The 21,378-nt window shown below is 33.7% G+C and carries 18 protein-coding genes and 2 tRNA genes; 10 read left to right on the forward strand and 10 right to left on the reverse strand.

Annotated elements, in window-relative coordinates; genetic code table 11:
- Position 1 precedes the first annotated feature (1 nt).
- Positions 2-172 (reverse strand): hypothetical protein, encoded by a 171-nt coding sequence (locus AAGD39_RS05795; protein WP_341756431.1) that lies wholly within the window; start codon positions 170-172, stop codon positions 2-4.
- Positions 173-583: 411 nt separating this feature from the next.
- On the opposite strand from AAGD39_RS05795, the gene AAGD39_RS05800 reads away from it, so the two are divergent.
- Positions 584-1,546, forward strand: a complete 963-nt coding sequence (locus tag AAGD39_RS05800; RefSeq protein WP_341756432.1) for a hypothetical protein — start codon at positions 584-586, stop codon at positions 1,544-1,546.
- Here AAGD39_RS05800 and AAGD39_RS05805 read toward each other — a convergent pair.
- Complete coding sequence (locus AAGD39_RS05805; RefSeq protein ID WP_341756433.1) at positions 1,520-2,485, reverse strand: IS481 family transposase; 966 nt, start codon at positions 2,483-2,485, stop codon at positions 1,520-1,522. The genes AAGD39_RS05800 and AAGD39_RS05805 overlap by 27 nt on opposite strands.
- A 79-nt stretch (positions 2,486-2,564) precedes the next feature.
- Complete coding sequence (locus AAGD39_RS05810; RefSeq protein ID WP_341756183.1) at positions 2,565-3,317, reverse strand: IS5 family transposase; 753 nt, start codon at positions 3,315-3,317, stop codon at positions 2,565-2,567.
- A gap of 154 nt (positions 3,318-3,471) precedes the next feature.
- On the opposite strand from AAGD39_RS05810, the gene AAGD39_RS05815 reads away from it, so the two are divergent.
- The 3 genes from AAGD39_RS05815 to ccmA all read left to right on the forward strand — a co-directional run bounded on the left by AAGD39_RS05815 (position 3,472) and on the right by ccmA (position 6,060).
- Positions 3,472-3,879: a hypothetical protein gene (locus AAGD39_RS05815; protein WP_341756434.1), complete on the forward strand. Its 408-nt coding sequence runs from the start codon at positions 3,472-3,474 to the stop codon at positions 3,877-3,879.
- Positions 3,880-4,252: 373 nt separating this feature from the next.
- The gene (locus AAGD39_RS05820) at positions 4,253-5,248 is read left to right on the forward strand and encodes a hypothetical protein (protein WP_341756435.1); all 996 of its coding nucleotides are present in this window, start codon (positions 4,253-4,255) and stop codon (positions 5,246-5,248) included.
- Between the two features lie 212 nt (positions 5,249-5,460).
- Positions 5,461-6,060, forward strand: coding sequence for a heme ABC exporter ATP-binding protein CcmA (ccmA, locus tag AAGD39_RS05825; RefSeq protein ID WP_341756436.1), 600 nt, complete (start codon positions 5,461-5,463; stop codon positions 6,058-6,060).
- A gap of 5 nt (positions 6,061-6,065) precedes the next feature.
- Here the strand turns inward: ccmA and secA are convergent, their stop codons facing one another.
- Positions 6,066-8,798 carry a preprotein translocase subunit SecA gene (gene secA / locus AAGD39_RS05830; RefSeq protein ID WP_341756437.1) on the reverse strand — a complete coding sequence of 911 codons (2,733 nt, stop codon included), beginning with the start codon at positions 8,796-8,798 and terminating at the stop codon, positions 6,066-6,068.
- A gap of 189 nt (positions 8,799-8,987) precedes the next feature.
- Here secA and AAGD39_RS05835 point away from each other — a divergent pair, with 189 nt between their 5' ends.
- The 3 genes from AAGD39_RS05835 to AAGD39_RS05845 all read left to right on the forward strand — a co-directional run bounded on the left by AAGD39_RS05835 (position 8,988) and on the right by AAGD39_RS05845 (position 11,079).
- Positions 8,988-9,866 (forward strand): peptidylprolyl isomerase, encoded by an 879-nt coding sequence (locus AAGD39_RS05835; protein ID WP_341756438.1) that lies wholly within the window; start codon positions 8,988-8,990, stop codon positions 9,864-9,866.
- Between the two features lie 353 nt (positions 9,867-10,219).
- A tRNA-Phe gene (locus AAGD39_RS05840) sits at positions 10,220-10,295 on the forward strand.
- Positions 10,296-10,521: 226 nt separating this feature from the next.
- A complete protein-coding gene (locus AAGD39_RS05845) occupies positions 10,522-11,079 on the forward strand; it encodes a L,D-transpeptidase family protein (protein ID WP_341756439.1) in 558 nt (185 codons plus the stop codon).
- 451 nt (positions 11,080-11,530) lie between these two features.
- Here AAGD39_RS05845 and AAGD39_RS05850 read toward each other — a convergent pair whose 3' ends face one another.
- The 4 genes from AAGD39_RS05850 to cyoE all read right to left on the reverse strand — a co-directional run bounded on the left by AAGD39_RS05850 (position 11,531) and on the right by cyoE (position 16,100).
- Complete coding sequence (locus AAGD39_RS05850) at positions 11,531-13,492, reverse strand: hypothetical protein (RefSeq protein ID WP_341756440.1); 1,962 nt, start codon at positions 13,490-13,492, stop codon at positions 11,531-11,533.
- 244 nt (positions 13,493-13,736) lie between these two features.
- Positions 13,737-13,812 (reverse strand) — tRNA-Thr (locus tag AAGD39_RS05855).
- Positions 13,813-13,819: 7 nt separating this feature from the next.
- Complete coding sequence (gene tolB / locus AAGD39_RS05860; protein ID WP_341757247.1) at positions 13,820-15,121, reverse strand: Tol-Pal system beta propeller repeat protein TolB; 1,302 nt, start codon at positions 15,119-15,121, stop codon at positions 13,820-13,822.
- 115 nt (positions 15,122-15,236) lie between these two features.
- Entirely contained in the window at positions 15,237-16,100 is an 864-nt protein-coding gene (gene cyoE, locus AAGD39_RS05865; protein WP_341757248.1) for a heme o synthase, read from the reverse strand.
- A gap of 621 nt (positions 16,101-16,721) precedes the next feature.
- On the opposite strand from cyoE, the gene AAGD39_RS05870 reads away from it, so the two are divergent.
- The 3 genes from AAGD39_RS05870 to AAGD39_RS05880 all read left to right on the forward strand — a co-directional run bounded on the left by AAGD39_RS05870 (position 16,722) and on the right by AAGD39_RS05880 (position 19,714).
- Entirely contained in the window at positions 16,722-18,248 is a 1,527-nt protein-coding gene (locus tag AAGD39_RS05870; protein ID WP_341756441.1) for an NTP/NDP exchange transporter, read from the forward strand.
- Positions 18,249-18,297: 49 nt separating this feature from the next.
- A complete protein-coding gene (gene clpP / locus AAGD39_RS05875; protein ID WP_341756442.1) occupies positions 18,298-18,906 on the forward strand; it encodes an ATP-dependent Clp endopeptidase proteolytic subunit ClpP in 609 nt (202 codons plus the stop codon).
- A gap of 121 nt (positions 18,907-19,027) precedes the next feature.
- On the forward strand, positions 19,028-19,714 hold the full coding sequence (locus AAGD39_RS05880) for an Hsp20/alpha crystallin family protein (RefSeq protein WP_341756443.1): 687 nt from the start codon (positions 19,028-19,030) through the stop codon (positions 19,712-19,714).
- A 3-nt stretch (positions 19,715-19,717) separates the two neighbouring features.
- Here AAGD39_RS05880 and AAGD39_RS05885 read toward each other — a convergent pair whose 3' ends face one another.
- Positions 19,718-20,044 (reverse strand): hypothetical protein, encoded by a 327-nt coding sequence (locus AAGD39_RS05885; protein WP_341756444.1) that lies wholly within the window; start codon positions 20,042-20,044, stop codon positions 19,718-19,720.
- Positions 20,045-20,304: 260 nt separating this feature from the next.
- On the reverse strand, positions 20,305-21,375 hold the full coding sequence (locus AAGD39_RS05890) for a tetratricopeptide repeat protein (RefSeq protein ID WP_341756445.1): 1,071 nt from the start codon (positions 21,373-21,375) through the stop codon (positions 20,305-20,307).
- Between the last annotated feature and the right edge of the window lie 3 nt (positions 21,376-21,378).

The raw sequence follows: 21,378 nt of genomic DNA on the forward strand, positions 1-21,378 counted from the left end.
ACTACTCTCCATTTGTTTTATAGCTAATTCGGTTAATTATTACTCCTTTATTGTGAGAAGACCATAGGCTAACAAAGCAATCTACAAAGGTAACTAGGAATGGATTGCCACGACCATTCACGTGGTCTCGCAATGACGACGACGTAATACTAACCGAATTAGCTATAATCATTAACTTTTATTTTGAGTATACACTAAAAATACCTAGCACTAAGCATTTCATTTAATTTAACTTAAAAAATATTTATGGTTAATCCAACTATGAAGAAGCAACTGTAAGCTGTCATTCCTGCGTAGGCAGGAATCTAGATACCTGCTTTCGCAGGTATGACACAAAACGGGATTGCTTCGTTGCTACTAAAGTAGCTCCTCGCAATGACGGAAAGGCTTTTACCCAAGCGTCATTGCGAGAAGGCGTAAGCCGACGAAGCAATCCATTTCTAGCCACTGTTGTGATTAGACAATTTTGAAATTAAATCTTGACATCTATACAAAAAACCTATTTTATCAATTTCAATAGTTTATGTTAACTATCTTGTTAAATTAAATATTAATCAATATTACTAAATAGGAAACAATTTTTATGATACAGTTCTCTCCTTCTTACCTGTTTACTACGCTCGTATGGGGTTTAGGTTTATCGAATGCATTGCCTAAAGGACAAAAGACAAACAATCACGGCATAACAAAGGGTGATAATAGCCTTTCCAACTTCACTATACCATCAGCATTAGTTCAAGACCCATCTGTTACTTCTAAATATTCTAAGGAACAGATAAAAGCAATTTTAGAAGCTGCTTTACCTGCACATAGTGACTATGTAATTAGGAAGCTTAAGTCAGATGCAGGATACCCATATACTGAAGATATAGAGCATGAAACTCCAGTAAACGAAGCTGACCTAGTAAACGAAGATGACCTAGTAAACGGAGCTGACCTAGTAGATGAAGAGGACCTTAAATATTTATTTAAAGAACCTGAGGCAAATAACCCCGATACGGTTCATCATAGAAGTGCTCGTGCTGCTAAGGAAAAGTTTAAAATAGTAGAATATGTAGATTTGCCGAATGAAAACTGCGTTTCACTTGTACTAAAGACATATTTATATCGTATAGCACAACTATATTATCACTGTTTTCAGGAGCCTTGTAAGGAACAAGAAAATACAGTTTCAGGAGCTTGGCTTAATGAGTGGGTTGCTAAAAAACATTTATGCTTAATATCAGCATATAGTGAAACCGAAATAGTTAGAGTTGAACAAGAATCAGTAGTAATTAAGCCTGCATTTCGCTTATATGTACACTATACCAAGAATAAAGAAATTAAAAAATATATGCGACATTCTTCTGATTCGGAACTTAACGTTCCATGTCCTTCGGAGGCTTATCAGCATGTACTAACGGGTAATAAATTGTTTGATGCAAAAGAATATCCACAAGCTCTAGATGCATACAATAAAGCTCTCGAGACACGCCCTAAATATCCTCCTGCACTATACGCCATTAAAGAATTAGAAAAATTAGCAAAAACTACTAGGGGTGTTTAGTCCCAGGATGTAGTGGTTAGGGTTAATAATAAATTTATTTGGATCAGATGTCCATGTTTTTATGATAAATTCATAAGGAGTTAAACCTTTAAGAGCTTTAAGTCTTTTTGCGAAATTGTAGGCATTGATAAAATCATATAAATGTTGTTTAAGTTGCTGATGATTGTCATAATAAAAACGTTTAACAGTTGCCTCTTTAATAGTACGATTCATACGTTCTACCTGTCCATTAGTCCATGGATGATTAACTTTTGTTAGCCTGTGTTCAATATTGTATTCATAGCAAATACGATCAAAAATATGCATCCAAGCATTCTTATCTACTGTTCTGTTAGTAAATTGAATACCATTATCTGTCAAAATAGTATGAATTTTATAAGGTATAGCTTTAATTAAATTACGAAGAAATTGTGCTGTTTCTGTCTTGGTACATCTTGGTAAAAGTTCTACATACACAAACTTTGAAGTGCGATCAATAGCAACAAATAGATAGAGTTTACCTTCTTCTGTTTTGACTTCAGCAATATCTATATGGAAATAACCAATTGGATAAAGTTTAAACTTCTTCTTGGTTTTGTTATTTCCTTTTACTTCCGGTAACCTACTAACATTATGGCGTTGAAGAAGTCTATGTAAAGAAGATCTAGTAAGCTTGGGAATACTGACTTGTAAAGCATATAAGCAATCATCTAAAGATAATAAAGTGTGTTTACGAAATGCTATACACATAGCTTCTTCTTCAGAAGTTAATACTGTAGAAGATGGTTCTTTGGGACCCATACAAGTATCTTGTAATGTAGTTCGTTTCTTCCACTTAGCAACTGTTTTAGGATTAATAGAATATTTTCTTGCTAAAGTCTTTAAGCTCTCTTGACTATTTTGGATTGCGAAACGTATTGCCTCTGTCGTTTTGGCACAGCCGTGTAATATTTGTCCCATAATTCCTCTCTTGATGGTAATTCTTTATAATATACAACATTACACCCTGGGACTAAACATCTAGGTTCTGTGAAGTTTTCTAACGAAGCCATATAAAAGCTCCAACAAATTGCAAAAAAGACAAGAAATCAGTAGCAGTTTTATCAAATCTCGAAAAAATTCGTCTAAAATGTTTAATTTTACCAAAAAAACATTCGATCGAATGACGTTCTTTATAGATATGTTTATCGTACTCCCTTTGCTGTTTTCGGTTCTTTTTTGATGGAATAACAGCTATACAATTTTGCTCTTCAAGCTGCTCAATAAAAGCATTGCTATCATATGCCTTATCGGCAAGGAGCATAGTATTTTTAATATCTTTAACCAATGAGTTGGCTTGTGTAATGTCATGTCTTTGACCTGCAGTTAAAATAAACTTTAAAGGATTACCAAGAGCGTCAACTAAGGCATGGATTTTAGTAGTAAAACCTCCTTTACTACGCCCTAAAGCTTCTTGATCTTGGCTATCTTTTTTATAACCTGCTGAGCATGCATGGGCACGAACTATAGTAGCGTCAATCATTGTTGATTCCATGTCAGGATTAGCTTGTACTTGCTCAAACAAATCGGTCCATATTCCTTTATTAGACCAAGTTTTAAACCTCATATGCACTGCTCGCCATGAACCATAAACACTCGGTAACAACCGCCATTGGCATCCTGAACGTGTTATGTACCATATTGCTTCAATAAATCGTCTAAGCTTATCCTCATTTCTTGTTTTTATATCTTTTCTTTTTCTTAATATTTCAATAATTTGTTGCCATTCTCTGATTTTTATATGATAATTCATTCCGGTAGTGTTTTTGATTGTCTAAAATAGAAAATACACTACCTCTCCTTCTTTTTAATTTATTTTTTTACAAAACTTCACAGAACCTACTATTAAGCCATCTTCTAGCACTTTAACTGCAACAAATTCTACTTCCACAGAGACTTCTACTTCTATGGCGGAAGCAAACACAACTCAAATGGAAACTAATCCTGCTCCATTTAAGGAGGAGGCTGTTCCTACATCAACGCCACAAAACCAAAGCTCCTACTCAAGCCAAGGATGGATGAACACTAAATTGGGACAAACTATAGTTGGAAGTCTATCAGTATTGGTACTTGGGAGTACACTTAAAGGCATTCATCATTGTTGGATGAAGACTCATCCTGAATCTCAAGGCGTTTTGAGTTATTTTAGAAGTAAGTGTTTTAGTAAACCAACAGAAGACTTAGAACAGAAAGATGAAAAGAGTTATCTTCCACTACTAACAATAACTGATAATGTTTTAAAGAATGATGATAGCGCAGTAGCCCCTATAGGGGAGAATCCAACAAATGTAGATACTAACACGTTAGAGCTTTAGATGGTCTCCGTCTATTAGCGAGAATACGAGAGTGGTCGTGACAATCCATTTTTAATAACTATTTGGATTGCTTCGTCATGCTTACGCACTCCTCGCAATGACTTTTGGGTAAAAGCCTTTCCGTCATTGCGAGACCACGTGAGTGGTTGTGGCAATCCAAGAAAGATCATATTTGGATTGCTTCGTCGACCTACGGTCTCCCTCGCAATGACATAGTAATTAGTTATAAACCATCACTATGTTATTTTTTACCATTTTGAAATTAAATCTTGACTTCCATATAAAAAGCCTATTTTATCAATTTAGATAGTTTATGTTAACTATCTTGTTTAACTAAAAATTAATCAATACTTTAAAATAGGAAACAATTTTTATGGCAAAAAATCGTAGACATGATAAACAAAAAGATTTACAGATAAACCCTTATCTTGACGAATTTGGTTTTTTTACCTCTTTGTATGATCTTCATAAAGAAGAATTATTAGATTTAGATAAAAATCATCAACGGCTTTTCGTAGAAGCAACTCTAAAAGTATACGACAAAGATTTGCTTAATGATACAGAACGCATTGTAGCTAAAGATCTTGAACTAATCAATGAGGAATCTTCTCATACAAATGGTGCTAATATTTTTTCATATATTCCTAAGACGGTTGTTTTCCTTACTGTTTTAGGTGCAGCAATGGAAGTTGCTAATGCACACTCTGTGCCTAATGCTCAGGGAAATTCTGTAGGTAACTCTGAAAAAGGGTGGGTGCGTTCGGGCTTTAAGCCTTATCCTTATGGAGATAAAGATAAAGCTAATCCTACTACTACCAGTACATCTTCTACTACTGTAATTGATGGAACTTCTACTACTGCAAAAAATTCTACTCCTACGGTAGAAAAAACTGCTACCAATGCATCTTCTACTACTGGAATTGACGATACCACTGTTCATACAGAAGATTCTACCATTTCTACAACGGACGCTAGTATTATGCTGAAAGATGAAGATATTGCTAATTACTCAGGAGTTCATGAGCAAGATGATCCTACATCAACGCCACAAAACCAAAGCTCCTCCTCAAACCAAGGATGGATGGACACTAAACCTGGACAAGGTATAGTTGGAACCTTAGCTTCTGTATTGGGATTTGGGGTTATGCTTAAACTCATTCATCATTGTTGGATGAAGACTCATCCTGAAGCTCAAGGCATTGTGAATTATTTTAAGAATAAGTGTTTTAGTAAACCAACAGAAGACTTAAAACAGAAAGATGCAATGAGTTGTTTTCCACTATCAACAGTAACTGCTGTGGTGCAAGAGGGTCATGATAACACAGTATGCATTATGGGAGATGATTTAAATGATGTAACAAATGTATAAGTTGCAAAGAAATAGAAATACTGTAAAGTAAGCAAAGATATAGCTAATCTAATAAACGTGGATTGCCACGGCCACTACGCGATCTCGCTAATTATAGACGAATAAGTCATTGCGAAAAGACGTAGACGACGTAGCAATCCATAAACAACCCAAAATTGGTAGGCTAAAATTTGGGGTTAGCTATCAATTATTTAGATCATTCAAATATATAAATGCTGTCATTTGAACATGTCACTCTTATTATAGACCAAAAAAGTATCTTCACTAATATCAGCGTGACTTTTTTACCATCATCTATAATTTATTTGCAAGGAGCCAATGGTTGCGGAAAAACTTCATTACTCAGAATTGTTGCTAATATCCAGAACCCAACGAGTGGCAATGTTTTTTATAGGTCATTGAACTGCAAATATTTTAAAAAACCTTATTGTAATTATATTGGGCATAATCTTGGGTTAAAATCTCAAATAACTGTATTAGAACATTTAAAATTCTGGTCTACAATTTATGACTCCCCTGAAACACTAGAATCTTCAATATACTATTTCAAGTTATATAATATTTTGCATGAAAAATGTTACAGGCTTTCTGCTGGCAACCAAAAAAAGGTTGCCTTAGCCAAGCTCATTGCTTGCCAATCAAACTTATGGTTATTAGATGAAGTAGAAGCAAACCTAGATCAAGAAAACAAAGAGTTACTATATAATTTGATTATTTCAAAAGCAAATAACGGTGGGATTATTTTGCTTACCTCTCACTCCAATATAGATATTAAGTCAGCACAAATAATCAATCTTGAGGATTATAGATAGGTGAGTCACTCATTACTTCCATGACAATATTTATATTTCTTATCGGAACCACAAGGGCATAATTCGTTTCTAGCCACTTTTCCCCAACTTGATGGATCTGATTGTATTCTATCTTGTGGATTAACTTGAGTTTTAATGGGTTTGAGCTGAGTTTCAATACTAACCCCAGCATTATATTTACTAAAAGCGGGGTCTTCCCTAGTTTCTCGCATGGTCTTTTGCAGTGTTTTATTTGCCAAAGACATCGATTCTTTTCTAATGTGGCTAGTATCCATATGAAGATGACAAACTTTCTGAATAAATAGCTCCTTCAAATTATTAAGCATTTGTTCAAATAAATTGAATGCCTCTCTTTTATACTCGTTAAGTGGATCCTTTTGAGCATAAGCCCTTAGTGATATACCTTGTCGCAAATGATCTAAATTATGTAAATGATCTTTCCATACTTGATCTAAAGTTGTTAGTAAAATATACTTAATTGCATCATTCATCAAGTCAACGCTATATGCTTCATTTTTCGCACGGTATAGGTCATTTACCATTTGAACAACATTAGATGTCACCTCTATCTCGGTAACATTAGCCTTTGTTATAGATTCTTGATCTAGTTTTACAGCAAAAATACGCTGCAATTCTCCTGTTAGAGCGTTTACATCCCAGTCTTCCCTATAAGAACCAGGTGGAATGAAAGTCAATACCACTTTTTCTACCAATTCTTTTGTCATGTTATCTAAAAAATCATGGACAGATTTTGATTCAATGATATCAGTACGTTGCTCATAAAATATCTTACGTTGATCATTCATAACATCATCAAAACGTAATAAATTTTTACGTATCTCGTAATTATGGCCTTCAACTTTCTGCTGAGCTTTTTCAAGCGAACGACTAATCATAGGGTGATGAATTGCTTCACCATCTTTTAGCCCTAGCGTTCTTAGGACTCCAGAAATACGATCTGAAGCAAAAATACGCATAAGATCATCTTCTAGAGATAAGAAAAATTTTGTATTACCTGGATCACCTTGTCTACCAGCCCTTCCTCGCAACTGGTTGTCTATTCTACGACTCTCATGTCTTTCGGTACCTATAACAAATAACCCCCCAGCCTCTATTACCCGTTGCTTCTCTTCGGATATTTGTTCCTTTATTTTGACCACTTCTAATTGATACTGTTCTTCAGGTAGATTTTGCAGAGAAAGTTGTTCTATTAGCATTTCCGGGTTACCACCAAGCATAATATCTGTACCACGACCTGCCATATTTGTGGCAATAGTCACAGCTTTAAATCGTCCAGCCTGAGCTATAATAAATGCTTCCTGCTGATGAAATTTTGCGTTTAAAACATTATGTGTTATTTTATTTTTGGTAAGTAACTTAGAAATTTCTTCAGACTTCTCTATACTAACCGTTCCAACCAAAACAGGTTGACCACGATCATAACATTCTTGTATTAATTTTATAATAGCTTGATATTTATCGTGTTTATTGCCGTAAATCTCATCATCATAATCAACCCTAGTGATTGGATTATGAGTAGGAACAGCCAGCACATCAAGATTATATATGTCCTTTAACTCTGTAGCTTCAGTCATTGCTGTACCAGTCATGCCGGATAATTTGGGATAATTCCTGAAATAATTTTGAAAGGTAATAGAAGCTAAAGTTTGATTCTCATTTTGAATTTGAACATGCTCTTTTGCTTCTAGCGCTTGGTGTAACCCTTCAGAATATCGCCTACCTTCCATAACACGTCCAGTAAATTCATCAATAATCATCACCTTTCCATCACGCACTAAATAATCAACATCACGATTGAATAGAATATGTGCTCTTAATGATTGATTGACATAATGAACCAAACTTAAATTCTCAAAATCATAAAGGCTTGAACCTTTCTCAATAAGACTATTGGTCACAAGCATTGATTCTACATGAGTTATACCATCCTCAGTAAGATTAACCGTTCGCAATTTCTCATCTTTTTCGTAATCTTCATCTTTAAACTGACGAACTAATTTATCAATTTTAGCGTATAAATCCGAGCGATCATCTACTGGACCTGATATAATTAGTGGTGTTCTTGCTTCATCAATTAAAATTGAGTCAACTTCATCAATAATAGCGAATTTAAAGGGACGAAGTACCTTAGCATCTTCACTATATTTCATGTTATCTCTAAGAAAATCAAATCCAAGCTCGTTATTAGTTGCATGAGTAATATCTGCTCTATAGGCATTATGTCTTTCTTTGTCACTAATATTAGCAAAGATACATCCAACAGATAATCCTAAAAAATTATAGATTTTTCCCATCCACTCAGCATCACGTTTTGCTAAATAATCATTTACCGTAACAACATGTACTCCCTCACCAGTAAGAGCATTCAAATATGCAGGTAATGTGGCAACTAAAGTTTTTCCTTCTCCTGTACGCATTTCAGTAATCATACCACGGTGCAATATCAATCCACCAATTAGCTGAACATCAAAATGCCTCATCCCATAGACTCTTTTTGCAGCTTCCCGTACAACAGCAAAAGCTTCATAAGTTAAGTCATCTAATGATTCACCATCTTTTAATCTTTGCCTAAATTGCTCTGTTTTATTTCTCAACTCATCATCAGAAAGCTTTTGTACTGATGGTTCAAGCAAATTAATTTTTTCAATTTCTAATAATAGTTTTTTGATATTTCTATCGTTTGCTGTGCCGAATAATTTTTTAAGTAAAGAAAACATTTATATCCTAGATTCTGTAAATAACTTTGTAAAAATGATACCTGTATAAAAATGGTATCTTATAAAAGAATATATTGTAAAATATGATATTTTATAATATTTATCAAACAAATTTGTAAATAGCTGTTGACGTCAGGTGGTTATCATTATAAAATCTAACAATCAATAATAAATATAAATGGATAACAAATGAAAAGAATATCTATAGCTTTTTTATCTGCTAGCTTACTTGCGAGTAGTGCCTTTGCTGACGAAGATAAAATTGTTGCTACCTATAAAGGTGGTGAAGTAAGAGAATCGCAGGTTATGCAACAATTTCAACCTTCTTTAGATACCCAACCAAGTGCTAAAGGTAAGAAGTTTGGTGATCTCAATGCAAATATACAAGAAATGTTAGTTCGTGGTTATATCGATACAAAATTGCTTGAGCAAGCCGCTAAAGACTCTAATATTGAATCTTCAAAAGAATTCCAAGATAAGTTGAATATAGCGAAAAACCAAATGATTCAGCAAGAATTGATGGAGCGTTATGTAAAATCTCATGTTGATGAGAAAATGATTAATGCTGAATATGATAAATTAGTTGCTAGCTTAAAAGGAAAAGAAGAGGTAAAAGTAAGCCATATTTTGGTTGCAACTGAAAAAGAAGCAGCAGATATACAAAATAGGCTTAAAAAAGGGGGGAAATTTGCTAAGCTTGCTAAAGATTTCTCACAAGATGAAGGATCTAAGGGAAATGGTGGAGAGATAGGCTATATCACTTCTGGGCAGTTAGTGCCTGAATTTGAAAATAAAGCATTATCAATGAAAGTAAATGAAATCTCTTCTCCGGTTAAAACCCAGTTTGGTTGGCATATAATTACTGTACTTGATAAAAGACCTGCACAGATACCTCCTAAAGAAGAAGCAATTGCCAATATCACCAATAAGCTTAGTAGGGAGGTTATACTAAAGTATGTTGCTGATCTTGAGAGTAAAGCTGATGTCAAAATAATGTTACCACAGATAACAGATGAGACTAATAAGGAAGTTAGTAAAAAAGAACCTAGTAGGAAACCTGGACAATAATAGGGAGCTATATTTAAGATTATAAGGACAAAGTTGTTTTATTTATAGAAACCTTTACAAAGCCTAAAATAAGACGTCATTGCGAGGAAGATAGTAGGTCGAGAGGCGATTCATAGATTAGCATAATCTTGGATGGATTGCTTCGTCGCTGCCTAAATAGTTCCTCGCTAGTAGACGTTATAGCTTGTTATGGGTAAATATATTCTTCTGCTTTGGAGAATTAGTTCCGCAAAACTTCGGGGCATTTGTGTGTTCACGTACTTCATGTACGTTTCGCTTACTCACCCCTTGTTTTACACTCCAACTCTCCAAATCATTTGAGTATATTAGTCGGATTAGCTATAGACTCGTATGGCCAGATAGCTCAGTTGGTAGAGCAAAGGATTGAAGATCCTTGTGTCGCTGGTTCGATTCCAGCTCTGGCCACCATTTCTACAATACAATATTTCATAATATTATCTTGTGTTGAAAAATTGTATTGATAACTACTTATTAGGTATTCATGTACATACCCAGGCCTAACCTGAACGCTCTGTACGTTCACATGGATGATATAAAATAGGAGTGCTTTATCAGCACTAAAGCGTATCCTTGCAATGGATGCCAGGCTATTTTTCCTATAACTTTTAAACGCAATGCGTAAGGTGTGTTAATTATGAAACTGCATGTTTGTTATAATGAAAAAAATAATGCTGCTACATTAACAGTAAATGATAAGGTTTATAAATGTAATATAGGCAAGAAGGGAGTAATAAATAGTCAATATAAAGTAGAAGGGGATTGTAAGACGCCTACTGGGACCTATAAAATACTCGAAGCATATTATAGAGAAGATCGACTACCTAAAAATATTGTAGAACAAATTAATACACCTAAAAAAATCATACAAGAAGGCAGTGTATGGGCTGATGATCCTAATTATCCTGACACATATAATACATATAGAGAAAAAAATGATTATCCTAATGGACAGCCTCCTTTTAGTGTCGAATCTTTAATGCGTGAAGATAACTTATACGATTTACTATATGAGATAAATCATAATGCAGATAGGACTCCAGGCTTAGGAAGCGCTATATTTCTCCATATTGGTGAAAAACCTACAGCTGGATGTATTGCCCTAAATGAGAGAGACTTATTCGAACTTGTTCCTCAAATTACAACTGATACAGAAATGTCTGTCGATATTATAGGATATCAAGCTATGGTTTAAGAGATGTAAGCCATAGCAATTATCTTTTGTCTAAATTTTCAAAAAAATAAAAATTATTTCTTCGAGAGGAAACTAGGAGTTTGTCAAAGACGTGTTAGACAATGTTTACTAGAGAAAACTTACGCTATGTTATCTCAAATATTATTAAAAACCTTGACCAGAAGCCGTACTATCAAAGTGAATAATTTTATAATATCCCAGTACTAAGCTACTTGTTGTAAAACATAGCGTAAGTTTTATAGAATTACAAACAAGTGGTTCATTTATCATGCTTTAATTACTTATGTATGGAACTATCCAAAAATGCTGTAATATTTTATCTATCAAAATCCTTAAGAAATTTATAAATTTTCATAAAGCTATTGATGATTCTCAACCGTGATTGATTTCGTGGGGGTATATCAGCTCGCAATGACATAATGCACCCCACTCGTCATTGCGAGAAGCCACTTTAGACGACGAAGCAATCCTTGAGATGAGTTAACAACTCATTGCTAGCCTGGCTGTCATCACCCACTAAATCCATCTCATTATTTACTGATGGATCGGATATATTACTTATCAACTCCTGATCCGTTGATATCCTCAATACCGTATCTATGTTATTACAATTTGTTTGCAAGGTTGATAACGGCAAAGTACCCGTGTCACAAGATGCGTTTGTATTATCATCCTGAGATTCGCTACCGCTTGCCTTCTTGCCACATAGTTTGTATAAACCAAAAGCACTCCCAAGAACACCTGCTAAAAACACAACACCAGCAATTGAACTTCCTGTGACTTTTGCTAAAAACCAGTCTATTAACTTTTTTTCCTCAGGAATAACAAACCCACTCTGATGAACCGGCTCTTCATTAATAATAAACTGTTGCTCAGTAGTAGCTTCTTTCTTAGCAGTTGCGAAAGCTACAGAAGCAGCTGTTGAAGCTACTCCTGTAACTTTTGCTAAGAGTAAGTCCACTAATTTGTTTCCTTCAGTGGTAACATCTTTCTTGGTAGTACCAGCCCCCTTAGTGGTAGCTTCTTCAGCAGTAGACTTCATGCTAGTAGCAGTTTCCTGAGTAGTAATACCTTTCTTAGTAGTAGCAACTTTCTCAGTAGTAGTCGGCTTCACGGTACTATCTTTCTCAGTAGTATCCAACTTCATGGTGGTAGTAGCTTTCTGAGTAGCGTCTTCGGCAACTCTCTTAACAACTACCTGAGCAACTCCCTTAGCAACTTCCTTAACAGTATCTTCTTTGGTTCCTTCCTTAGTGTTAGTTTTTTCAGTAGTAGTCAGCTTCACGGTACTATCTTTCTTAGCGGTAGCTTTTTTCCAGTTATTGTATATTTGTATTTTAAGAGCTTTTAGTCGTGATAATTCTTCATTATCTCTTAATAGCTTGTCTAGACTTGCTTGCACAGCTTTAGTCTTTGTATAGTCCATATATCCTAGATCCACTATAATCTTGGTACCTCTAAGAAAGTATTTAATCTCTGCTATATCTTTAATACTTATATCGTTCCCTTCTATATTAAAATCAGTAACTTTAGTATATATACTAAGATATATTGCAATAGCTGGCATATGGTCCACTATATTATTCATTGATAGGTTCAACTTATGTATCCTATGTCCAAGTGATTTTATAGCCTCTACTGCTCCCTTAAACCCTAAATCGTTGTCTGCTAGATTCAAATCCTCAACCTTAGTCGGTTTAAGTGCATTTACAATTGTGTCTACTTTGTTGGCTCCAATCTTGTTGCCTGCTAGATTCAAATTTTTAACCTTAGTATATCTAAGACCCTTTACAAGAGCTAATGCTCCTTCTTGCCCTAGCTCAGCTCCACGAAGTGTCAACTTCTTAACATTAGTATCTTCAAATGCTTTTCCAACCTCTTTTGCGATTTTGGGGCTTATAATACAGCCTATTACATCAAACGTATTAATATTAGGATTTGCCGAGAGTGTCTCTTTAAGAACTTGTGGATCTAAATAGGCACCTCTGAAAGTTAATGTTTTACCTTCTATTGTAAATTGTTGAGGAAGAGTGTCTTGTGTGACTAACTTCGGGATAACTTGGTTACCTAGAGTATTTACATGAGCAATAGTGTTAAACAAATTAGGCTGGTGATTCATCTTAGCTGAAGATAAGCTATTGTGATCATTGTCTGAAATACCCGGCATAATTGGAGTAGTACCAATAGGTTTCAAAAAACTGCCAAGCAACAGGAGAGCCTTTCCCCAATGAGTATGTGCTTCCCCTCCATCAATATGCTCTACCCCAAAATCTGTCTTATGTTTTGCAGTAGGAATCTCGGTACTAAGAATCTCATTAAGATGCTCCTGTTGAGCTTTGTTAAGAGGCTTCTTATTACGGTAGAAATTAGCCGCTTGCTTAGCCTTTTGTTTGTTATGTTTTATCTGTCCCATTATTTTATCTCCTTTATTTTTATTACAAGTTGTTAAAATTGAACACTATTAACTAATGTCGGATAGAACAATACCATTATATTAATATTTAACAACCTTTATGTAATAAATTATCTTGTAATAATTAAGATTAATTTACGTATTGTTTAAAATAGCAGAACTATAGATTGATAATGATTTTCAACATGTGAATTATATAGGGTCATTTGCCTCACACAATAACCCTTCTACAATTAAATATTTATGGTGCCGATAAAGGGAATCGAACCCCCGACCTACGCGTTACGAATGCGTCGCTCTGCCAACTGAGCTATATCGGCAATGACGTTAATTTAACATTTTTGACCATTCTGGATCAGAAGCATCTTGAGGAGTGAGAATTTCTCTTTCATTATAACCGGTTAAGTCAATGGAATATATACGATTTCTTCCTGCTGTTTTGTTCCTAGGAGGCCAACCTTTAGCAAACATAATTATCCTACCATTGGCTGACCAACATGGGCTTTCAACTAGATACCCACTGGTTATAATTCTTTCACTATTCTCTTCAGCATTGCCAATAGCTTTCATCACCCCAATGGTAAAACCCTCTCTAGAAATTTTAGTAAAGGCTATATAATCTCCTCTAGGTGACCAGCTTGGTGCCGCGTAAACTCCTCTGCCAAAACTGATACGCTCCACATTTGAACCATCAGAATTCATAATATATAATTGCCTTGATCCATTTCGATCAGAATTAAAAACTATTTTACTGCCATCTGGTGAATAGCTAGGAGAAGTATTAATACCAATACCAGTGGTCAACTGCTTAGTTGCCATGCTATTCAAGTCAATTTCAAAAATATGGGTAGCACCATTTCTTGCTATTGACATTATAGCCTTATTCCCCTGAGGGGAAAACCTTGGGGCAAAGGACATACCAGGGAAATTACCAACCAATCTCTCTTTACCTGTTTTAAGATCACGAATATACACATGCGGTTTCTGCTTTCGTGCATACGATAAATACATAATCCTATCTGCTTGCGGCGAAAATCTTGGAGTAAGGACTAGATTTTTACCATCTGACAGATATTTATGATTAGCACCATCATGATCCATCATAGCTATTTTCTTTACCCGTTTTAGATAAGGTCCACTTTCTGACACATATACTATTTTTGTATCAAAATAACCTGAGTCCCCGGTAATTTTCTCGTAAATCTTATCAGCTATTTTATGAGCTACCCTACGCCATAAATGGGGCGATACTTCAAAAACCTCGTATACAAGATCTTTTTCTAAACTTACATCCCATAATATAAAACTAACCTTTATCTTGCCAGAAGATAGCTTAGTAACCTCACCATTAATTAGCAGATTAGCATTAATTTGTCGCCAAGCAGCAAAAAGAGGCTTATGTTTTACTCCTAAAGCTTGTTCTATAAAAGAGGCAGTAGAAATCGGGCGAAACATACCAGAACTCTTTAGGTCATTAGATACTACACTAATTATATCAACACCAATTACATTATTCGCACTATTATCTGCATCAAATTTATTAATGGCTATCGGCATTGGATCAACATGTCCACGCTCTATAACTATAGTTTCTATTGCATAGCTATTAAAATTAATAGCTAATAACATTATAACAAATAAATACTTGACCACTAATCCCACCTATATCAATTTCTTTATTGGCTATACTATAACAGACAAATTATAAAACACTAAGTATTAGAATGTGAAAAATAATAAATTTTTAAAAAAAATCCAATGTTAAAAAAATACTAAAAAGATAAAATATTGAATAGGCAAATAATTTTTTAGCTTGTGTATTATCCTTATCGCTAAATAAAGAGAATGCATAATATAAAAAAATTAGACCTAGTATAAATGCAGTAATTAAATATACATGATTGGTTATTCCTAAGAAAAATGGCATAAATGTAGTAATAACCATAATTATACTATAGGCAAGAATTTGTTTCTTAGTATAATAGTCCCCTTTTACTACTGGCATCATTGGAATGCCACAATCCTTGTAATCTTCTGAGCGAAAAATTGCCAATGCCCAAGAATGTGGTGGTGTCCAAGTTAAAATAATCATAAATAAAGAAAAAGAACCAAGTGAAATCTCATTAGTTACTGTTGCCCAACCGATCATAGGTGGTAGCGCACCTGCTACCCCACCAATAACTATATTTTGCATAGTTGAACGTTTTAACCACATAGTATAAATGAAAACATAATATAATATGGTTATTAGTAACAATAAAGCAGATAGTAGATTAACACAAAGTCCCATCAAGAATACTGAGAAGAAGGCAACAACCACGCCAAAAGCTAAAGCATCCTTCGGTTCTATCATCCCGATAACTAGAGGTCTGTTTTGTGTACGTTTCATTATGGCATCAATATCTCTATCATACCACATGTTAATAGCTGCACTACTACCAGCTCCAAGAGTAATACAGAGCATAGCAACACAACCTATAAACGGATGGATTATGCCTGGAGCAAGCCATAGACCAGAAAAGCTGGTAAATACCACAAGTGCCATAACTCTCGGTTTCATCAGTAGAATATAGTCCATAATCGAGCTATTATTAGGTTTTTTTTGCATAGTATTAACATCTAGCTTGGCAAAATATCCATTAGCTTTTCTCTTTCCTAACTTTAAATTAAAACTCTTGGTTAATATTCTACTCATAACAACCTTAATTTACACGCATATACTACTATGATTTCAAGAATTGGGTAGACGAAGGTCAACTTCAATAAGAGCTAGACACTGTTAACAAAGCTTATTTAATTGGTGAATAAAGTCTTTTTTGCTGCAAATTATAAGATTTTTTTGAAATAGGTATACTATTCCGGCAAAATCTTATTAATTTTTGCTAAAAAATCCATTAATTCATCAATCAAATAAGCTTTGTTAACAGTGTCTAGACCATGTAGTAGTCGTGACAACTCGCAATGACAGTTTTAGCAAAATCTGTTATATCTACAATATAGCAGACTTTTATACTCCACTAATAGCTGTTTTCATTATTTTTGTGATATTTTAAATTTTTTCTATACGAGAAACCACGTAGTGGCAACGAAACAATGAATGTGGATTGCCACAACCACTACGTGGTCTTGCAATGACGCCTTTGTACTTTGAGTAATTAAACTCAAATAAAAGCACTTGACACGGGTTTTATAATGGTTTAGGTTGCTTGAAAATGAGTACGAGTATAAAATGAATGTAGTAGGTTCTTCTGTCAATATGTGGAATAAAGCTAGAAATAGTAAATTTAGACACGTTGTTTGGCCTATTAGATCTAACGAGTTAGTAAAGTTTGTGCCTATGGCTTTACTAATATTCTTTATTCTCCTTAATCAGAATCTAGTACGTAGTATCAAAGATAGCTTAGTAATAACATTAATTAGCTCAGAAGTTTTATGCTTTATAAAGCTTTGGGGCGATATGCCTATGGGCATCTTATTTGTCATCATTTATTCTAAACTTTGTAATATTATGACAACTGAGCAAGCGTTCAGGATCATATTATCTTTTTTTTTGGGATTTTTCCTATTATTTACCTTTGTTTTGTTTCCATACCGGGAGTATTTTCATCCAGATCCTCAAGTAATAGAATATTATGTTACTACCCTTCCACACTTAAAGTGGTTTATCATCATTTGGGGAAAATGGAGCATAGTGTTATTTTATATAATGGGGGAATTATGGCCAATGATTGTATGCACGCTATTATACTGGCAACTTGCTAATAAGATTACCACTACTGAAGAAGCCCCAAGATTCTATTCGTTTTTCTCTTTATTTGGTCAAACTAATTTGCTAATATCTGGCAGTGTAATTGTCTATTTTGCTAAAGGTCAGCACTTCTTGATACCTCTATTTTCCCAGCTTAATGACCAAACAGAAATACTCCTGAAATCATTTATGGTGATTATTATAATATCTGGGCTGATCTGTTTGGGTTTGCATAGATTCGTTGAATTAAAAATTATAGAGACTACTAAAAATATTAGATATAAAAATAAAAGAACTGACATACTAAAACTAGGATTAATTGAGAGTAGCAAAATAATTCTTACATCGAAATATTTAGGAATTATTTGTGTGTTAATGGTTTCGTATTCTATGTCAATCAACTTAATTGAAGGATTATGGATGTCTAAAACCAAGGAATTATACCCCACTACCCAGGAATTTATATCTTACAGTGGAGAGGTGTTTTTTTGGACAGGAGTATTTACTTTAATTTGTGCTTTTCTAGGTAGTAGTTTAGTTAGAAGTTGTGGTTGGTTTTGGGGAGCTATACTTACTCCTGTTGTAACATTAATATCAGGAGCAATATTTTTTACCTTCGTTATATTGGAAAAACCATTAATGACAATTATGACTGGTCTTAGTCATATTTCTCCATTAATGATAATTCTTTTCGTAGGGGGGTTGTGGCATGTTTTAGGGAAAGGAGTAAAATATTCGCTTTTTGATTTTACTAAAGAAATGGCCTATATCCCTCTTGATAGCGAAATGAAAACTAAGGGCAAAGCTGCTGTAGATGTACTTGGTGGCAAAATAGGAAAATCTGCTGGAGCAATTATTCAGTTTGTTTCTTTTAGTATTTTTCCAAACGCTGTACATAATGACCTAGCAGGTTTTCTCATGGTAGTTTTTCTTATTGTTTGCGTAGCTTGGATTTTTGGTGTAAAAGCCTTAAATCGATATTATAAGAACTTGCTAGCACAGCAATAGGTTGGTTACCCTGCCAAATTTTTTATTAATAAATTTAGGAAAAAATAGAATGACATATGTACCAATGGTAATTGAGCAAACCTCTAGAGGAGAAAGAGCCTATGATATATATTCTAGGTTATTAAAGGAACGTATCGTTTTTGTTTGTGGTCAAATTGAAGATTATATGGCAAATGTAGTGGTTGCACAATTACTATTCCTTGAAGCAGAAAATCCAGAAAAAGATATTTCCATGTATATTAATTCTCCTGGTGGTGTTGTAACTTCCGGTTTGGCAATTTACGATACTATGCAATATATTAAGCCTAAAGTTTCCACTCTTTGTATAGGTCAAGCTTGCTCTGCAGGGTCTCTATTGCTCACTGCTGGGGAGAAAGGCATGCGTTATTCCTTGCCGCATAGTCGTATAATGATCCATCAACTGTCAGGTGGTTACCAAGGGCAAGCTACAGATATAGAAATTCATGCCAAAGAAACCATGAAACTAAAGAAAATGCTTAATATCTTGTATGTCAAGCATACAGGACAAGAACTAGAGACTATCGAAAAAAGCATGGAACGCGATAATTTCATGAATCCTGAAGTAGCCAAATCATTTGGGCTTGTTGATAAAATTATCACCGATAGAGCAAAAATTCTAGTAAAAAATAAATTATGATGGTATGGGTTAGATTAAAAAATGTTGTTACAATTAAACACATTCTTTATTGAATTTAGTATTCATGATATTATATACTAGTATATAACTGATTATATTAACATAATACATGGTAGCAGATATGATAAATAATTATTGTCAACCTAAGAATGGTAATACTCAATTCAATAATACCAATAATCTATTATCAATAAATAGATTTGAGAAAAGACTAACCCTTGCCACCTTGCTAATGGGTATAACTATAACAAGTGGAGTAAGCGGGTTGTGGTACGATTTTAATGCTTATGCAGCCTTGCCAAAACCACAAGAAGCATCTACTGCTGCAGTGCTAAAACAACAGAATAACAGCAAAATTGATAATTATTCTGAAATCTATGATAATCCATTTGTTCACTTATCTCAAGAAATGGATAAATTATGGCATAGGTTTACTATCCGCAATAATGGCTTTGTTTTCGACTCCCCTATTGTTATGGCTAGCAGCTTAAATAGTTATTTAGATGTTAACGACAAGCAATATACTCTGAATATTGAGATACCAGGCTTTGATAAAGAGCAGATAAAAATTGAATTACAGAGAGATTATTTAATTATTACTGCTCAAAAAACTCAGAATGATCAAGCTAAGGATGCTAATAAATACTCCGATCAACAAACTCGTAATGCATTTTATCAAAAATTATTTCTACCAAAAGACATAGACAAAAATAATATTTCATCAAATCTAAAAAATGGTATACTAACTGTTATTGTACCAAGAGTTCCTATTAAAAAAGAAGACGTAAAATTTATCCCTATTAATTAGGTTTCATTTTAATACTTCACTGGTGATGGTAGAGATTTGCATTTTATAAAAATGTTTACCATATAAATTCATTGTAGCAATAATCTCTTTCCATCCCTTATTATTATGCATGCAATGTTCTCTAATATATTTATCAAAAAGTCCTTTAAAGGTTATCTTGATTGATCCATCTGATTTTTTAAGGGAAAGAATACCTTTACGAATACAAAGGCTTAGTTCAATGGCTATGCTTCTTGCTTCTTCTACAGAGGTCTCAGGAAAATTGCCTAGAGGAACTATTGTGTTAAAACAAAAAGCCTTAGTGCCTTCGGACGATGCTATAAGAATCAAGTTGCTTTCTTCGGTATCAATATATATATATCTTCATCTCCTTTAGTTCTAGAATAAATAATTTTTTCTACAGTTTTGTCAGTAAAACGAAATAAGGGGGTTGTCATATGCTAGCCTCATTAAATTACATTGTTAATTTCACTGGTAGTGTTAATTATAGTTAATTTCTAAATAGTTAAAAACGGATTAACTTATTTTTTTTGGTTTGACAATTCGGGTCACTATAGTTTAATGTTAGAAACTTTAGAGAAAATGTTTAGTTAAATCGTAGCATTCTCTTCGCCACCCTCAGGCTCATCTTTAAGATTTTTAATCTTTTCTGGTAAATCTAAATAAGCAGCTATGGCTAAAAATAATTCTAAATATTGTTTAGTATCTACTGAATTTGCTAGATCATCATAAATTTCTAAAGGAGTATTAGCAGAAAATTTCTTATATAATTCTACAATTTCAAAAGAAGGGTTTTCTGTAAAGGCAGTTTTTAGTATCTCGATGTTTTTATTATGTCCTTTAGAAGAGTTTAAAGGTAGGTATAGATCTAGTGCTTCAATATGTGAAGGTATGAGTTTAATAGCTGATTCTAAATAATATATCGCTTCTTTCGTTTCGTTAATTTCTAGCATATTTTTAGCGGCTATAGCATAGTAATCAGCTATTTTGTTTTTAAGAGACTCTAGTTTCTGTGTATCAATTCTGCTAAGTTTAGATACCACAAAAACAAATTTTGCCCACAGAGCGAGCTTGGCATAGCAATTAAGTAAAATTTCTAGAATTTCGCTATCAGACTCATTTAAGTTAAACGATCTAACAGCATAATTCTCAGCCATTTCATACATGTTATTTTGATAATATATTTGTGCGAGTTTTTTGGTAACAAAGGGACTATAATGTTTAGATTGTTCTAATTCCTGAAAATATTTTATTTTTACTGACAGATCAGTTTCTGCTTCTGCTAAAAGTAAAGTATGAAACACCTTATTTTCTTGGCTTAAACGGTAAGATATTTTTTGGCTCGTTACTGCTGATTTTGATTTTTCACCAGAAACATATTCTGCCATAGCTTTCATTAGTAAGTAATTATCGTTACTGGCTCTTTTAGAAAAGAAAAAATACTTTAAATTAGAAGGTAGATTAATAATTAACAATAATATTTTAAAAAAAATAGCAGTGGAAAGTGTAAGTAATATATATAAAATAACGAAAGTAAAAGATGTTGTTTCTATATAATAGTCATATAAGTTTAAAGTTAACCTTGAGTCCAGTTGACTTAACATGGAAAAACTAAAATATAGCAACAAAAATGTAATACAAATTATTAATAATCTTATCATTAG

The organism is Candidatus Tisiphia endosymbiont of Nemotelus nigrinus (genome assembly GCF_964026475.1).
Taxonomy (GTDB): domain Bacteria; phylum Pseudomonadota; class Alphaproteobacteria; order Rickettsiales; family Rickettsiaceae; genus Tisiphia.

Bases quoted from the DNA above. Each gene is read 5' to 3' on its own strand.
- AAGD39_RS05800 (WP_341756432.1), top strand. From the start codon at position 584: ATGATACAGTTCTCTCCTTCTTACCTGTTTACTACGCTCGTATGGGGT.
- AAGD39_RS05880 (WP_341756443.1), top strand. From the start codon at position 19,028: ATGATAAATAATTATTGTCAACCTAAGAATGGTAATACTCAATTCAAT.
- AAGD39_RS05835 (WP_341756438.1), top strand. From the start codon at position 8,988: ATGAAAAGAATATCTATAGCTTTTTTATCTGCTAGCTTACTTGCGAGT.
- AAGD39_RS05810 (WP_341756183.1), bottom strand. From the start codon at position 3,317: ATGAATTATCATATAAAAATCAGAGAATGGCAACAAATTATTGAAATA.
- AAGD39_RS05795 (WP_341756431.1), bottom strand. From the start codon at position 172: ATGATTATAGCTAATTCGGTTAGTATTACGTCGTCGTCATTGCGAGAC.
- AAGD39_RS05870 (WP_341756441.1), top strand. From the start codon at position 16,722: ATGAATGTAGTAGGTTCTTCTGTCAATATGTGGAATAAAGCTAGAAAT.
- AAGD39_RS05850 (WP_341756440.1), bottom strand. From the start codon at position 13,492: ATGGGACAGATAAAACATAACAAACAAAAGGCTAAGCAAGCGGCTAAT.
- tolB (WP_341757247.1), bottom strand. From the start codon at position 15,121: ATGTTATTAGCTATTAATTTTAATAGCTATGCAATAGAAACTATAGTT.
- cyoE (WP_341757248.1), bottom strand. From the start codon at position 16,100: ATGCAAAAAAAACCTAATAATAGCTCGATTATGGACTATATTCTACTG.
- AAGD39_RS05815 (WP_341756434.1), top strand. From the start codon at position 3,472: ATGGCGGAAGCAAACACAACTCAAATGGAAACTAATCCTGCTCCATTT.
- AAGD39_RS05805 (WP_341756433.1), bottom strand. From the start codon at position 2,485: ATGGGACAAATATTACACGGCTGTGCCAAAACGACAGAGGCAATACGT.
- ccmA (WP_341756436.1), top strand. From the start codon at position 5,461: ATGCTGTCATTTGAACATGTCACTCTTATTATAGACCAAAAAAGTATC.
- AAGD39_RS05890 (WP_341756445.1), bottom strand. From the start codon at position 21,375: ATGATAAGATTATTAATAATTTGTATTACATTTTTGTTGCTATATTTT.
- secA (WP_341756437.1), bottom strand. From the start codon at position 8,798: ATGTTTTCTTTACTTAAAAAATTATTCGGCACAGCAAACGATAGAAAT.
- AAGD39_RS05845 (WP_341756439.1), top strand. From the start codon at position 10,522: ATGAAACTGCATGTTTGTTATAATGAAAAAAATAATGCTGCTACATTA.
- AAGD39_RS05820 (WP_341756435.1), top strand. From the start codon at position 4,253: ATGGCAAAAAATCGTAGACATGATAAACAAAAAGATTTACAGATAAAC.
- clpP (WP_341756442.1), top strand. From the start codon at position 18,298: ATGACATATGTACCAATGGTAATTGAGCAAACCTCTAGAGGAGAAAGA.